Raw genomic sequence first — 14748 nt, 5'->3', positions numbered from 1 at the left:
TGGCCCAGCCTATGCTTCCAGCAGTTCTTTAAGCTGCTGTAATTTTTGGGCTGCCAGCTTCACGACTGGTTGCGGAACGGAAGAGTCATAATCCAGGCCGTGAGGGAAAGTCGCTTTGCCAAGGTATACTGCTTCAACAGCAAGAACGGTATCCGGTTTTTCCAATTTGCCTTCCACAGCGCGGGTATTAATGCGTACAAAGTATTCTGAGTTGGTTAGTTCATCTTCAATTTTGTAGTCATATGTAGCACGGTAATATTCCCATTGCCACCGGACAAATCCGACTTTCTCGGCGCTCTCATCCAGGTATGCCAAGTCGCTCTTCAAGCCATCCAAGCCTGTATTCTCAAAAATCATAAGCGTTTGATCCTCCTCATAAGCTTCCGAGTATAATTTCTCGAGTATTTCTCTAGTTCATGATAGTATGTTTCCCCTTCCCGTGCAAGCTTTCCAAAGGCGTTTCGTATCGGTTTTCTTCCAATTCTGCTACAATATACAGCAATAGGTTTGAAGAGGAAGGTTCGGGCTTGATATAAGTCCCGTTTAAGATTGAAAGGGTGGAGAGACATGACTAATAATATATGGTGGGAAGATCTGCAGATCCACATGGTGGAATGGCGGCGTCACCTTCATCGCAATCCCGAGGTTTCCTTTCATGAGGAGAAGACATCTTCTTTTGTAGCGGATATGTTGGAGAGCTTTGGCGTGGAAGTGAGGCGTCATGTTGGTGGTCACGGGGTCATCGGTACCATTCGTGGGGACAAGCCGGGTCCTGTAGTCATGCTGCGAGCTGACATGGACGCACTTCCAATTCAGGATGAGAAGAATATTGAGTATGCATCACAACAAGCAGGAGCGATGCATGCATGCGGCCACGATGGTCATATCTCCATCTTGCTCGGTACGGCATTGTATTTCAGCCGTCACAAGCAGGAGATTCAAGGAGAGATTCGTTTTTTGTTCCAGCCTGCAGAAGAACTGCTGCCGGGCGGTGCAGTTCAGGTCATTGCGGATGGTGCGCTTGAAGGCGTGGATGTCATATATGGCATTCATCTGTGGACCCCGTTGCCTGTAGGTGTAGTTGCCAGTAAAGCAGGACCGATGATGGCGGCGGCGGACGATTTTTACATTGAGATCAAAGGCAAAGGTGGACATGGCGGGATGCCACAATCCACGATAGATAGTCTTATCGCGGGTTCTGCGCTTGTGATGCAGCTTCAGACCGTTGTCAGTCGTTCGGTTGATCCATTGCAACCCGCGGTGCTGACCATTGGTACAATGCAGGCGGGCTCGGCTCAGAATGTAATTGCAGAGCAATGCAAAATGAGCGGTACGGTAAGAACGTTTGATGAAGAGACCCGAAATGGAATGAAAGAGCGCGTGCTTACCATGGTAGCCCAGACAGGGGCAGCATATGGAGCAGAGACGCAAGTGAAATATATTATGGGATATCCGCCTGTGGTGAACAATGAACAGGAGACAGCACGTTTCTTCAGAGAAGCTACAGAATTATTTGGGGCAGAACGAGTGCAAGCATCCCCAATGCTGATGCCAGCGGAAGATTTTGCGTATTATCTGCAGAAGGTTCCAGGGTGCTTTATGTTTGTTGGAGCAGGTAACCCGGATAAAAATGCGATCTATCCGCATCATCATCCGATGTTTGATTTTGATGAAGACGCGATGCAGACGGCCGTGAGATTATTTATCGCCATGGCTAAAGGTTACACAGCCGAATGACTTTAGATGCAGTTGGGCATCCTGTTCATACCAAGGTATGGGCAGGATGTTTTTTTTGTGGATTTTATTAGAGGTTGTTCAAAAAGTCCACTTTTCGGTACTGAAAACTAGACTTTTTGAACGTGCACTTTATAGAGGTTCATTTTCGGAAGCTACCGGAACTGGACTTTTTTTGTGATAGGAGGAAGGCTCCAAATGGAAGGAACAGAACATATGGTAAGGACAGATGCTTGTATCGTTCAGCGAGATTTTACAGTTTTGCTGGAAGTTGGCCACCCCGGATTCGAAAGAGCAAGAGAGCAGCTTGGGATGTATTCAGAACTGGTTAAGACACCGGCAGCGTTTCATACCTACCGAATCACTCCGCTATCGCTCTGGAATGCGGCTGCGCTGGGATGGAATGCCGATCAGGTCATCGCAAGTCTGGAGCTGATATCTCGCTGGAACGTGCCTGCTGCACTCATACAGGATGTTCGGAGAATCATGGATCAGTATGGCAAATTAAAGCTGCATTCCGAAGCAGATCACACCAGAATGCGTCTTTACAGTGAGGATGAGCGGTTGCTGGATGAATTAAGTGGATTGAAAACGATAGCTGCCTTTCGCATGGAACGCAAGGACGCTCATGAACTTCTGCTCCCAGGAGAACAGCGCGGGTTATTAAAAAGGGAATTAACAAGGTTAGGTTACCCCGTACTTGATTACGTGGGGTATCGGGAGGGAACCAAGCTTTCATTTGATTGGCGGTCTAATGATCCAGGGGACCACTCTGAGCGATTTGCGCTGCGTTCTTACCAGAGAGAGGCTGTGGATGCATTCGAAGGCAGTGAGGGCATGGGAGGAAGTGGTCTACTCGTACTTCCTTGCGGGGCAGGCAAAACGGTCATTGGCATGGCCGTGCTGGAGCGGCTTCAATGTGAATGCCTTATTTTGACGTCCAATACAACGTCTGTGCGACAGTGGATTCAGGAAATTCAAGACAAAACCACGATTACCAGCGAACAGATTGGTGAGTATTCAGGTCAGAAAAAACAGGTGAAACCTGTGACTGTAGCTACATATCAGATTCTTACACACCGGAAATCAAAGGATGCTGATTTTACCCACATCAAACTGCTCAGTGAGCGGCAATGGGGGCTGATCATATATGATGAAGTACATTTGCTGCCAGCACCAGTGTTTCGTGCAACTGCGGATATTCAAGCTACGCGAAGACTAGGATTAACGGCTACATTGGTTCGAGAGGATGGCTGTGAACAGGATGTTTTCTCGCTGATTGGTCCAAAGCTCTATGATATGCCGTGGAAACAACTGGAGCAGCAAGGGTGGATTGCTGATGTACAATGTCAGGAGATACGTATCCCGTTTTCCCCGGAACTAAGATCGAATTATCTGCAAGCTGAGGTTAAGCACCAATTTCGATTGGCTGCCGAGAATCCGGCGAAGGTACATGTAGTCAAGCGTTTGCTGGAACGTCATCGGGATTTACCTGCGCTAGTGATTGGACAATATCTGGATCAACTTGAGTTGATTGCCCGGGAAATTGAAGCACCTCTGATCTCGGGAACCATGTCACAGCAAGAGCGAATCAAGTGGTTTGCCGCTTTTCGACGTGGAGAGATTAAAACAATTGTGGTATCCAAGGTTGCAAATTTTGCTGTGGATCTGCCCGATGCTGCTGTTGCGCTTGAGATATCCGGGAGTTTCGGGTCAAGGCAGGAAGAGGCACAACGTTTGGGGAGAATTCTGAGACCAAAAGCTGGAGAAAACAAAGCATATTTCTATGCGTTGGTATCAGAGGATAGTAAGGAACAGGAGTTTGCATTAAACCGTCAGATGTTCTTGGTGGAGCAGGGATATGAATATGCCATCGTTCATGAGAATGAATAGTGCATTTATACTCGCGAAAAGAGGAGGGATTGGAATATGTCTTCATTTGAACCAATAGATGAGCCTGTGGTACTGAACCTTGATTCATGGTCAAAGCTGTCTTTGGTGGAACAAAAAGTGCTTGGTGCAATTTTTCACAAACATGCCGGTCAGCCTTTTTCCTCCCTCCTGCCGCGAGAACAGTGGGCCATCGAAGGACTAAGTGTCGCAGAAGCCAATTCTTCATTCGACAGCCTTAGGCAGCAAAGATGGATTGAATCTGTATATAAGAGTTGGGGAGAGCGATTATTCTATATTCCTGCTTCGCTGATGGAGACATTGACGATTGCTTACGCACAAAGAGTGGGCATAACCGTTAAACAGGTGGCACAGCATGCTCATGTATTACAGGAAGGAAAGCCGGATATTGCTGCAGAGCTACTTCATCTGATCGCGTGGATTGAAAGAGAAGGACTTCCTTTGACAGGTAAAGGCACGATACATAAAAAAAGTGTTCAAAAATTAAGTGTGATTACGGTGTTATCTTCGACAGACTTTGATGGTTTAGGCATCCAATATGAACATTCGGATTTGTATCCGACTCACGTAGCAATCCTTCTCGATCTACTGCTCAGTCTGAATCTTGCTCAGAAGTCAGATGGACGAATTCAGATTGTAGATCATCGATTACAAACATGGTTGAAGCTCTCGTGGAGACAGATGCATCGGGAAATATATCAAGCGTGTATGGAAAGATACGGAGAAGCTGAACCCGCGTTGCAGCATTTCCGTTATCAATTGGCATTGTTTGCTCCAGAAAAAAACATATGGTGCCATATAGAGAATTCGGAATTGAAACCACGGATCAGGGGCTGGCTATACGCACTGGCTTGCTGGGGTTATGGTGAAGTAGGAGAAGATCAGTCGGAAGCGCTGGCATTCCGTTGGCTGATCGAACCGCATGGCCTATTATATCGAGAACAAGAGATGGTAAGTGAGGCGGAGCCGTGTGGATTTTACATGCAGCCTGATTTCGAAGTGTTGGTACCGCCGGAAGCAGGGTCTGATGTAATCTGGATGCTGGAGCAATACGCAGAACGGGTGACGCGTGATCGAATGTCCATCTACCGTATGACAAGAGAACGATTCATTTCAGCCTTAGCCAGAGGGTATGGATTACATGAAGTGATGGATTTTCTGGATCAATATGCGCTGACAGGCATACCAGAGAATGTACGGATTGCGTTAGCAGATTGGGGCAAGGAGACGGATGCTGCACCGTTGACTGTAAATCGGAGTATGAAGGTAATGGAGGCAAGTACAGGCTCCGCAGATGATCCGAAGTTATTAGAAAAAGATATGTTGAGCGGTGTATATTCTTCTTTCTACACACCCGATAATCAAGGTCTGGTTGATGTCCCTGCTTCTCTGCATGGGTTGGAGCGTGATCATTCTGTCATTGAGAAGAAGTTCTCTCTGTTGGGATTTGAGGAGATACCGGAGACCTGGTACAAGGAGTGGCGTCGATATCATAGTTCAACCGCCCGACAGATTGCTGCCAAAGCCATTGAGTGGCAGACCAAGCTGGGGATACAACAGGAAAATCGTACGCAATACCTCATTCCACATCAGGTAGAGGGTCATGAACAATGGACTTTAAGCGGTTGGTGCATGCTGGATTCAAGTGAAAATACATCAGAGACGGAATGGCGTACATTCTCCCCGTCAGAGTGGGATACAATGCGTCTTATCCTGCCAGATGATGTCATAACCTGACTATTTCACGTGAATATCAGGTTGAAAGGCGAATTTTCGAGTTCCCCCTATTTCTAATTGCAGGAAAAACTCTTCTTAACTATTCATGGATATGCTATGATGAGGTAGTCTACGTTAAGTAGAACTTTATATATAGATAGGATGAATATTTCATGAGCGTAGCGGAAATGAACACGGTCGATATGGCCCAAGTGTTAACGGGCGCATATGAACTGGGCGACATGATTAACCAATCTGCCGAAGTATCGGATTATTTATATTGGAAGCAGCAAGTCGAGACTACCCCTGAGATTCAGATGGGGATTCGGAAGCTGAATGCCAAGAAGGAATTGTTTGAAGAAACACAGCGTTTCGGTCATTTTCACCCGGATTATCATGCAGCAAAAGACCAGGTGAAGGCTCTGGAACAGGAGTTGGAAAATTTCGAGGCGGTAATCCGCTTCAAACAGGCAGAGAAGTCCCTGGATGATATGTTATTCCAGATGTCAGAGACCATTGCATTTGCAGTGTCAACGACCATTAAGGTACCGAGCAATGACCCGAATCCGAAGGGCGGCTGCGGTAGTGGCGGCAAGTGTGGTTGCAGTTAAGTAATCATTATAGAAGGGCGGGGAACGATGATGTTTGCGGAAAGGACAGGATTCATTATTTGGGTCAGTGATTTGAAGGCTGCCCGTAATCTCGAAAAATATGGCACCGTGCATTATATCTCCCGCCGTATGCATTATGTAGTCATGTATGTTAATGCAGAACGGGCAGATGATACGATGAAAAATGTGAAGCGACTTTCCTATGTGCGCAAGATCGAACGCTCGTATCGTAATGAGATCAAAACCGAGTATGCCAGCAGAACGATGGACAAAACGAGCTTTTACGGAATATAGAAGAGAAACTGGAGGGACCCTTTGGGGTCGCTCTTTTCTTGAATTATACACAAATTGGCTATTGTGAAAAAAAGTTAAACTTACGCCTTGAGGTTGCGGGACTAATGTTGTAATATATTTGGTAATAAATAGATAGAAAGTCCTATCTGGTGGAGAGTGATTCCCATGCGTGATAAGGTGATGCAACGTTGGAGCACCTACGAGCCGTTTTTCGTGGCTCTTGGAGACAAGAAAGTGGCCGACATCGTCATTACCCATCATGCCAAGATGCGGTATGCAGACCGTATTGAGCCTGCACGTAGTGATGATGACCATATTGCGGCGTGGTTATGGGAGTGTCTGAAGCAGGACCGTATAACACCATACTACCGTAATGAACAGGACGTCTACCTGATTGATGAGGATCTGGTTGTGGTCGCCGAATTTTCCGAACTCGAAGGAGAATATGATATTGCGGGCAACCCGCTGCACAAAATGATTGTAGTTACGTTTCTGGGACGTATGTCGGAGACCATTGAATTAAGGGACCTGAAGTCATATTATTCATGGTTAAGACATTCAAGAAGAATGACGTTGGTCAAAAATAGCCGTAAGCATAAGTAAGCCCGAGTAGATTCAATATGTTGAAATCATAGATTCAAGTATTATCGCATGCAGACAAGCTGCATGCTTTTTTTGTTGCCAAGCGGGAAATCGGCTACAATGTAGAGAGTGTAATCGAAGAGGGGCGAAGATATGAATTTTCACCAATTGCATATTTTTTATACGGTAGCAGAGAAGGGGAGTTTCTCGGCTGCTGCACAAGCATTACATATGACTCAACCGGCAGTAACGATGCAGATTCAATCATTGGAGGATTATTTTGGCACCAAGTTATTGCATCGTTCCACCAAAAAAATAGAATTATCCGAGGCTGGCCGGACTTTATTACCTCATGCGAAACGGAGTGTAGAGCTGGTCAGACAGACGGACGAAGCGATGTCGGCGTTTACCCAGATGTTACAGGGCAGACTCCAGCTGGGAGCCAGTTTAACGATTGGAGAATATGTGCTTCCACGCATGCTCGGACCATTTGCACTTCAATATCCTGATATTTCAATTGTCATGAAAGTGATGAATACAACGCAAATTATGGATGATATATTGAAGCACCAGCTTAATTTTGGTCTGATTGAAGCGCCAGTGCACCACCCGGACATGATTGTGGAGCCTGTCATGCAGGACGAGCTGAAACTGATTGTGCCTGCCGGACATGATTTGGCTAAGCGCAGCAAAGTGAATATTGAGGATGTAATGAATTATCCTTTTGTGCTGCGGGAGAAGGGTTCGGGTACTCGTCAGGTGATGGAAGACCAATTGCAAAAGAAAAAGATTGATCCACAGGATATGAATGTTGTGATGGAACTTGGTAGTACAGGAGCGGTAAAATCGGCCGTGGAGGCAGGGGTAGGTATTACGATGTTATCTCCTTCTTCGGTGCAGCATGAACTGGCTCTGGGACTTGTTCATATTGTGGATATCCGCGGACTCGAATTCAAAAGGCAGTTCTATGCCATCCATCTAAAATCGTCCTTGTTGCCCCTGTCAGCAGTCGCTTTCCTGAATTATCTGCGTCAGCAGGAGCAGCCTCAGTCGGTACATAAGACGGGGAAGGCATAATCGTTGGCAACATCAATGGTAGATAAGATTGAATCATAATCAATTTTAAACAAAGGAGCTGTTGATCATGGATCAGCGCCAAGGACGCTGTGATCTTCATACGCATAGTCAGGCTTCCGATGGAATGCAGCCACCTGCTGATAATGTGAAGCTTGCCAAACAAAAAGGGCTATCTGCGGTTGCCCTAACGGACCATGATACAGTAGCTGGTGTAGCCGAAGCACAGCAAGCGGGAAAAGAGTGCGATATTGATGTCGTTGCTGGAGTGGAGATCAGCACTCGGGCTGGTGGGAAAGATATTCATGTGCTCGGGTATTATGTGAATACAGAGGATGAGCTATTCCTGCAACGGTTGCGCGGATTAAGAGAAGCGCGAGATGAGCGCAATCATCTGATTATTGCCAAGCTCCAAGAACTCGGGCTTGATATAAGCTGGCAGGAAGTACTGGATGAGCTGGGAAGACCACTAGAGCCGGATGAGAGTATCGGCAGACCTCATATGGCTGACGTGTTGGTAAAGAAGGGATATGCTGTCGACATGCGGGATGCATTCGATCGATATCTTGCTGAAGGCAAGCCTGGCTTCGTGTCTGTACCCCGCGTTGCACCCGAGGATGCGTGTGAGTGGATCAGAGCCGCAGGTGGAGCCGCTGTGATTGCCCATCCGGGTCTCTATAATGATGATGAATTGGTACGTCGCATCATTGAAGACGCCCTTCCCGATGGCATTGAGGTGTTTCATTCGGACCATGGCCCAGAAGAGGAACGCAGGTATGGTAAGCTGGCCAAGGAATACGACCTCATTGAAACAGGTGGATCTGATTATCATGGTAAACGGCAAGGTGTTGTTTTCCACGGGGATCTTGGTAGCAAGACCGTAACGGTTGATGTGTTGGAAAGGCTGAAGGCAGTTGCTTCACAGCAAAAGGGAGAGTAAGCGAGACGTTGCAACGCTCTATCTGACTATAATAAATTCTGTATTACTGGATACATTTTAAGATCGAAGGAGTAAGGGACATGCAAACATGATAGGGCTGAACCTTCATGTTTGCATGTTCCTTTTTTTGTTCTCAAAATAGTCTATGTAATGGAATAGTTTACCCAAGCACCACGTGTAGCCCCAAGACGTTCGAATAATTGCTGTGCTCGCTCATTGGTCACTGCTGTGATCCAAGACATATATGCACATCCGTGGTCACGCGTATATTGCTGACAGTGTGCAAATAATTTAGCTTCTGCTTCGCCCTCTCTGAATATTTCCGTAACAAATAGGTCATTCATGATGGCGACACGCTCTGCTTTCATCGTGCTATATGTAAAGAACAGAGTGGAAAATCCGATAAGCTTTCCGTCCTCTACTGCCACAAATTGAGCACCGATCTGCTGATTAAGCAGGTTGTTGATCAAAAGCTGGATGGATTGATCACCAGGCCAAGGGTTGTTGTAGAATCCCACCACATAGTCATGCATTAATGCCATCAGGGGTTTCAGATCATCAGGTTGAGTTTCTCTGATATGTATGGTCATGGTACACTTCCTTTAACTACAAATTTTATTCATCACAATTGAATTATTATACATATAAATGAATTAATATTCAAATAGAAAACTAAATAAGCCGAGCTTCAACTATCATTCAAACAACTAATGCAACCACAAAAATCCCCTGAACCGTTAATGGTCAGGGGATTTTTCTATTGTTACTGTTACATCTATATAAGTTGAACTAATCATTTACACGATAACAGCGATTGGAAGGTTGTTCTGTCATCGTAGTGTCAGTGTAAATAATCTTTAGTTCAACTTATATAGCCTTATCCATTTTTAATCGTGGATGGCAGACTTTTGATCAATTCATCATTTGGCGTGACAAACAAGGTCTTCTGATGATCATAGATGACAAAACCAGGCTTCGCACCACTTGGTTTGCGTACATGACGGATAAATGTGTAATCCACAGGCACACTGCTGGATTCCTTGGCTTGGCTGAAATAGGCAGCAAGCTGTGCTGCTTCTTCCAATGTAGCTTCACCAAAGTCCGTACTGCGAATAACGACATGTGAACCTGGAATGTCTTTGGTATGCAGCCAGGTGTCGTTGGAAGAAGCGAGACGGTTGGTCACGTACTCGTTCTGCAGGTTGTTTTTGCCCACAAGAATATCAATCCCCTCGGAGGAGGTGAACTGGTGTACGGTTGGACGGTCACTTTTCTTCTTCTTTTTACCTTTCTTATTGCGGTCACGAAGGTATCCTTGCTGCACAAGCTCGTCCCGTATTTCCTCAATATCGTTCATGGATGCAATGGACAGCTGCTGCAACAGGTTATCGAGGTAGTCAATCTCGTCTTTGGTTTTGCCAAGCTGCTCATGAATGACAGCCAGACTGTTCTTGTATTTGTTATACCGCTTGAAATAACGTTGTGCGTTGTCAGATGGTGTAAGCAGCGGATCAAGCTGAATGGTAATGTTGGCTTGGTCTTCATCGTAGAAGTTCACAAGCTCCACGCTCTTGTCCCCTTTGTGGACCTGATGCAGGGAGGCGAACAGCAACTCACCCCATAGTCTGAACTTGTCCGCATCGTCCGCTTCCAGCAGATCCTTGTTCAGGTTGTCCAGCTTTTTGATGTTTTTGCTTCGCTCATTCTGCAGAAAACGGAGCAGATCACTTACTCTCTGTTTTACCGTGTCCCGTTCAGCCTTGTCTCCGTAATAATCCTCCATGCACTTGCTCATCGTGTCATAGGTTTTCTCCAACTCCTGAATGCTCTCAAGATGAACGGCCGAGAAAATCATTTTGCCTTTGGCGTTTGTTCCGGTTACAGGTGTGTAGATATGATCTCTGACAGGCCCCATCACGGCTTCAAAAGCGTTCCAGAGTGCACCAGCCTCAACTTGGCTCTCACCCTCCACCACAGCCTGAGTGCTCACTGGGCCTTCAGCAGCAATCCCACGTGCAGCAATCTCTCCCGCAATTAACGGGCTAAGACCGCTAAAGGAGTTCACAAGCCAGCGTGATGCATCTTCTTCAGCGGCATGATAGCTGTCCTCGAATGCTGTACGACTCACTTCGAGCGGATTACTTTTATGTTGCTCGGGTGGGGCAGTATACGCGAATCCAGGCATGATTACCCGATAGCTACTGATGGAAGGAGTCACATGATGAATGCCATCCAGAATCGTTCCTGTAACAGGATCAAGCAAAATAATATTACTGTGACGCCCCATCAATTCAATGATGATCCGTTTAACCGAAACATCCCCCAGTTCGTCGCGCTGGCGCACATTGATGTGGATAATACGCTCCATGCCAATCTGACGGATCTCCTCAATGATTGCACCTTCACAGTGCTTGCGGAGCAGCATGCAGAACATGGGTGCTTCCGTAGGGTTAAGGAATGTCTTTTCCGTAAAATGCACACGGGGATAGGTTGGGCTTGCCGAAACAAGCAATTTACTATTTCCGCGTTGAGCACGCAGGGTGAGAACTACGTCATGGCCATTCGGCTGATGGATTTTGCTGATACGTCCACCAATGCAGCCTTGCAGTTCATGAACAATGGCCCGTGTTACGATGCCGTCCAATGCCATTTTTTTCCACTTCCTCTCTCTATCGAGCATCTGCATTTATCATGCCAAATGCTTCATCTATATAACTGAAACGTGCAACCAGGTATGTAAAAAAACAAGGACTGGCTGCAGATTCTTCGTTGCTTGCCTGTTGAACGCTGGAATTGGTACTGCGCAGAACATCGCAGACTTTTATTTTAGCCTATTCTGTCCATCAGGGAAAGGATTCACCTTCCGGGTGCTAATCACTGACCTGTCCGAATACATATAGAGCAGGTAGTTTGTCCGGCATAGTGTACAGCCTGTCGACCAGCGCGCCGGTGAGTCATGTGAGCTTATTTTGCAGATGAAATACAGACTGGGAGGGAAACTTGAAGCATGGAACATACCAAGTGGCATCAACTTAGTGATGAAGAGCTTCGTAACACTCTTGGCGTCAGCCCGCAGGAAGGATTGACGGATGAAGCTGTAGCAGAGAAGAGGAAAGTGGTCGGTTCGAATGAGCTGAGCGAGGGGAAACGCATTTCTCCAATTACATTGCTCTTGAATCAGTTCAAGGATTTTATGGTGCTGGTGTTGATGGGAGCAACGTTGGTATCCGGATTACTGGGTGAGTATCTGGATGCGGTAACGATTGTGGCTATTATCGTACTGAATGCGATTCTGGGGTTTGTACAGGAATTCCGGGCTGAACGATCTCTTCGTGCATTGAAACAGTTGTCTGCACCTCTTGCCAAAGTGCTTCGTTCAGGCCAGGAAGTACACCTTGCCGCCAAACAACTTGTCCCCGGGGATATTATCATGGTGGAGAGTGGGGACCGCATACCCGCTGATGTGCGCTGGCTGCAAACGAACAGTCTGGATGTCGAGGAGTCGGCACTTACCGGGGAATCGGTTCCTGTAAGCAAACACTGCCTTCCGATTGCGGATGAGGACGTTCCGCTGGGTGATCAGAAGAATATTGGTTTTATGGGTACCATGGTCACTCGTGGTACAGCCAAAGGTGTGGTTATCCGTACGGGGATGGAGACGGAGATGGGCAAAATCGCCGATCTGATCCAGAATACGGAGGAGCAGGAAACACCGTTACAGCACAGGCTGGAACAACTGGGCAAAATTCTGATTTTTGTCGCATTGGGATTAACCATTATGGTTGTCGTCGCCGGGATATTACACGGTCAACCAGCCGTTGGCATGTTTCTGGCAGGGGTCAGCCTCGCGGTGGCGGCCATACCGGAGGGCCTTCCGGCTATTGTAACCATTGCACTTGCACTAGGCGTGCAGCGTATGATCAAACGTAAAGCCATTGTACGCAAACTGCCTTCTGTCGAAACTCTGGGCTGTGCATCTGTAATCTGTTCGGATAAGACTGGCACGCTCACCCAGAACAAGATGACGGTAACGGATGTGTGGCTGGAGGGACGTAACATCAAGGTTACCGGGGATGGTTACGCACCTGAAGGGCAGATGCTGGAGAACGGTCGTACGGTGGAACTGAAGAGTGACCAGTCCCTGCGCAGAATGCTTCAGATTAGTGCGCTTTGCAACAATGCGAGTATTGTGGAAAGTGTTGCAAGCGAGGTGGGGAGCAAGAAAAAGGGCAAGGATAACAAAAAGGACAGCAAGAAAAACACGAAAAAAGGTGATCTTCAAGAAGAAACCGTTCAACGAGATAATGTACTCTGGGAGCTGAAAGGTGATCCGACGGAAGGGGCACTCGTCACACTGGCCTCCAAAATGGGGCTTACTCCTGCCGGACTCAAAGAGTTGTATGCCCGCCAGCAGGAATTCCCGTTTGATTCGGAGCGAAAACGCATGTCGGTCCTCGTTCATCATCAGGGAGGCCGAATGATCTACACCAAAGGTGCACCGGATGTGTTAATCGGACACTGCAGTTATATTTTGTGGGAAGGCAAGGTCGTACCTTTCACTGGAACGCTGCGACAGAAAGTGATGGCAGCTAACGAGAGCATGGCCGGAGCGGCACTGCGTGTCCTCGGAATGGCCTATCGTGAAGTGCGGCCGGAAGAAAAAGTGGCTGACGAACACGCCGCCGAGAGTCAGCTTGTCTTCGTAGGACTTGCAGGTATGATAGATCCACCGCGTCGTGAAGTGCGAGATGCAATTGCAACATGCCGCAAGGCGGGGATACGAACTGTCATGATCACAGGTGATCATGGAACAACGGCAGAAGCCATTGCTCATCAGTTGGGTATTCTTCCACGTGGAGGCGCGTCGTTAAGTGGTCAGCAACTGGCAGGCATGACAGACGAGCAACTGGATAAACAGGTAGAGGGCATATATGTATTCTCAAGAGTTTCCCCTGAGCACAAGCTTCGCATCGTGAAATCATTACAGCGCAAGGGGCATGTCGTCGCGATGACGGGTGATGGAGTCAATGATGCTCCAGCCATTAAAGCAGCAGACATCGGGATCGCGATGGGCATTACAGGCACAGACGTGACGAAGGAAGCTTCGGCACTCATTCTGAGTGATGACAACTTCTCAACCATTGTGGCTGCGATTGAAGAAGGCCGTAATATTTATGAGAACATTCGCAAGTTTATCCGTTATTTGCTGGCATCAAACGTGGGCGAAATATTGACAATGTTCTTTGCAATGATGATGGGCTTGCCGCTACCACTCGTACCTATCCAGATTCTGTGGGTTAACCTGGTGACGGATGGTTTGCCTGCAATGGCGCTCGGGGTAGACCAGCCGGAGAAAGATTTGATGGAACACAAACCCCGTGGAGCCAAGGAAAACATTTTTGCCCGCAGACTGGGTTGGAAAATCGTCAGCCGGGGTGTGTTGATTGGATTGTGCACACTCGGAGCGTTCTGGCTTACCTTACAGGCTGCACCGGATAATCCGGGTCAACTCATCAAGGCACAGTCTGTAGCTTTTGCTACACTCGTTTTGGCGCAACTTATCCATGTTTTTGATTGCCGTAGTTCACGGTCCATCTTCCACCGGAATCCTTTACAGAACAAATATCTGGTTCTTGCGGTGATTTCATCGGTTGTACTGATGCTGGTTGTCATGTACGTTGAACCATTGCAGCCGATCTTCAAAACCGTACCTCTGGGATTGCGTGAATGGGCGCTCTGTATCGTTGCTGCGGGCATTCCAACGTTCCTTATGGGCGCAGGCAGCGTGTGGGGTGGTCGTCGTAACCGCCGCCGTATGGGTGGTTCTGGCCGCTTCGTACCGAAAAGTACAAAGTTTTCAGCATAAAATCAATACCTTTTCCTGAC

Annotated in this window: 12 protein-coding genes; 9 read left to right on the top strand and 3 right to left on the bottom strand. The window is 47.3% G+C overall.

Features of this window, described 5'->3' with window-relative positions; translation table 11 throughout:
- Nucleotides 1-9 precede the first annotated feature (9 nt).
- Complete coding sequence (locus AC6CIF_RS05760; RefSeq protein ID WP_036614650.1) at nucleotides 10-357, bottom strand: YugN family protein; 348 nt, start codon at nucleotides 355-357, stop codon at nucleotides 10-12.
- 210 nt (nucleotides 358-567) lie between these two features.
- Here AC6CIF_RS05760 and AC6CIF_RS05755 point away from each other — a divergent pair, with 210 nt between their 5' ends.
- The 8 genes from AC6CIF_RS05755 to AC6CIF_RS05720 all read left to right on the top strand — a co-directional run bounded on the left by AC6CIF_RS05755 (nucleotide 568) and on the right by AC6CIF_RS05720 (nucleotide 8862).
- Nucleotides 568-1737 carry a M20 family metallopeptidase gene (locus AC6CIF_RS05755; protein WP_076211400.1) on the top strand — a complete coding sequence of 390 codons (1170 nt, stop codon included), beginning with the start codon at nucleotides 568-570 and terminating at the stop codon, nucleotides 1735-1737.
- 195 nt (nucleotides 1738-1932) lie between these two features.
- Nucleotides 1933-3627 (top strand): DNA repair helicase XPB, encoded by a 1695-nt coding sequence (locus AC6CIF_RS05750; protein ID WP_498198467.1) that lies wholly within the window; start codon nucleotides 1933-1935, stop codon nucleotides 3625-3627.
- Between the two features lie 36 nt (nucleotides 3628-3663).
- Nucleotides 3664-5382 carry a helicase-associated domain-containing protein gene (locus AC6CIF_RS05745; RefSeq protein WP_498198465.1) on the top strand — a complete coding sequence of 573 codons (1719 nt, stop codon included), beginning with the start codon at nucleotides 3664-3666 and terminating at the stop codon, nucleotides 5380-5382.
- A gap of 152 nt (nucleotides 5383-5534) precedes the next feature.
- Nucleotides 5535-5972: a YlbF/YmcA family competence regulator gene (locus tag AC6CIF_RS05740; RefSeq protein ID WP_036614642.1), complete on the top strand. Its 438-nt coding sequence runs from the start codon at nucleotides 5535-5537 to the stop codon at nucleotides 5970-5972.
- Nucleotides 5973-6002: 30 nt separating this feature from the next.
- Complete coding sequence (locus AC6CIF_RS05735) at nucleotides 6003-6266, top strand: YlbG family protein (RefSeq protein ID WP_498198721.1); 264 nt, start codon at nucleotides 6003-6005, stop codon at nucleotides 6264-6266.
- A gap of 165 nt (nucleotides 6267-6431) precedes the next feature.
- A complete protein-coding gene (locus AC6CIF_RS05730; RefSeq protein WP_017687436.1) occupies nucleotides 6432-6869 on the top strand; it encodes a hypothetical protein in 438 nt (145 codons plus the stop codon).
- Between the two features lie 132 nt (nucleotides 6870-7001).
- Complete coding sequence (locus tag AC6CIF_RS05725; RefSeq protein WP_036674887.1) at nucleotides 7002-7925, top strand: selenium metabolism-associated LysR family transcriptional regulator; 924 nt, start codon at nucleotides 7002-7004, stop codon at nucleotides 7923-7925.
- 67 nt (nucleotides 7926-7992) lie between these two features.
- Nucleotides 7993-8862, top strand: a complete 870-nt coding sequence (locus AC6CIF_RS05720; RefSeq protein WP_498198462.1) for a PHP domain-containing protein — start codon at nucleotides 7993-7995, stop codon at nucleotides 8860-8862.
- 143 nt (nucleotides 8863-9005) lie between these two features.
- Here the strand turns inward: AC6CIF_RS05720 and AC6CIF_RS05715 are convergent, their stop codons facing one another.
- Both AC6CIF_RS05715 and AC6CIF_RS05710 read right to left on the bottom strand, forming a co-directional pair.
- Complete coding sequence (locus tag AC6CIF_RS05715; protein WP_498198460.1) at nucleotides 9006-9452, bottom strand: GNAT family N-acetyltransferase; 447 nt, start codon at nucleotides 9450-9452, stop codon at nucleotides 9006-9008.
- Nucleotides 9453-9739: 287 nt separating this feature from the next.
- Nucleotides 9740-11512 (bottom strand): Rqc2 family fibronectin-binding protein, encoded by a 1773-nt coding sequence (locus AC6CIF_RS05710; protein WP_498198458.1) that lies wholly within the window; start codon nucleotides 11510-11512, stop codon nucleotides 9740-9742.
- 357 nt (nucleotides 11513-11869) lie between these two features.
- Here AC6CIF_RS05710 and AC6CIF_RS05705 point away from each other — a divergent pair, with 357 nt between their 5' ends.
- Nucleotides 11870-14728 (top strand): calcium-translocating P-type ATPase, SERCA-type, encoded by a 2859-nt coding sequence (locus tag AC6CIF_RS05705; protein ID WP_498198457.1) that lies wholly within the window; start codon nucleotides 11870-11872, stop codon nucleotides 14726-14728.
- Nucleotides 14729-14748 lie beyond the last annotated feature (20 nt).

This window comes from Paenibacillus sp. GQ49, assembly GCF_059759055.1.
The sequence above is the reverse complement of the archived record's forward strand: the minus strand, read 5'-3'. Positions and strand labels throughout refer to the sequence as shown.

Bases quoted from the DNA above. Each gene is read 5' to 3' on its own strand.
- AC6CIF_RS05705 (WP_498198457.1), top strand. From the start codon at position 11,870: ATGGAACATACCAAGTGGCATCAACTTAGTGATGAAGAGCTTCGTAAC.
- AC6CIF_RS05715 (WP_498198460.1), bottom strand. From the start codon at position 9,452: ATGACCATACATATCAGAGAAACTCAACCTGATGATCTGAAACCCCTG.
- AC6CIF_RS05755 (WP_076211400.1), top strand. From the start codon at position 568: ATGACTAATAATATATGGTGGGAAGATCTGCAGATCCACATGGTGGAA.
- AC6CIF_RS05730 (WP_017687436.1), top strand. From the start codon at position 6,432: ATGCGTGATAAGGTGATGCAACGTTGGAGCACCTACGAGCCGTTTTTC.
- AC6CIF_RS05735 (WP_498198721.1), top strand. From the start codon at position 6,003: ATGTTTGCGGAAAGGACAGGATTCATTATTTGGGTCAGTGATTTGAAG.
- AC6CIF_RS05745 (WP_498198465.1), top strand. From the start codon at position 3,664: ATGTCTTCATTTGAACCAATAGATGAGCCTGTGGTACTGAACCTTGAT.
- AC6CIF_RS05720 (WP_498198462.1), top strand. From the start codon at position 7,993: ATGGATCAGCGCCAAGGACGCTGTGATCTTCATACGCATAGTCAGGCT.
- AC6CIF_RS05725 (WP_036674887.1), top strand. From the start codon at position 7,002: ATGAATTTTCACCAATTGCATATTTTTTATACGGTAGCAGAGAAGGGG.
- AC6CIF_RS05710 (WP_498198458.1), bottom strand. From the start codon at position 11,512: ATGGCATTGGACGGCATCGTAACACGGGCCATTGTTCATGAACTGCAA.
- AC6CIF_RS05760 (WP_036614650.1), bottom strand. From the start codon at position 357: ATGATTTTTGAGAATACAGGCTTGGATGGCTTGAAGAGCGACTTGGCA.
- AC6CIF_RS05740 (WP_036614642.1), top strand. From the start codon at position 5,535: ATGAGCGTAGCGGAAATGAACACGGTCGATATGGCCCAAGTGTTAACG.
- AC6CIF_RS05750 (WP_498198467.1), top strand. From the start codon at position 1,933: ATGGAAGGAACAGAACATATGGTAAGGACAGATGCTTGTATCGTTCAG.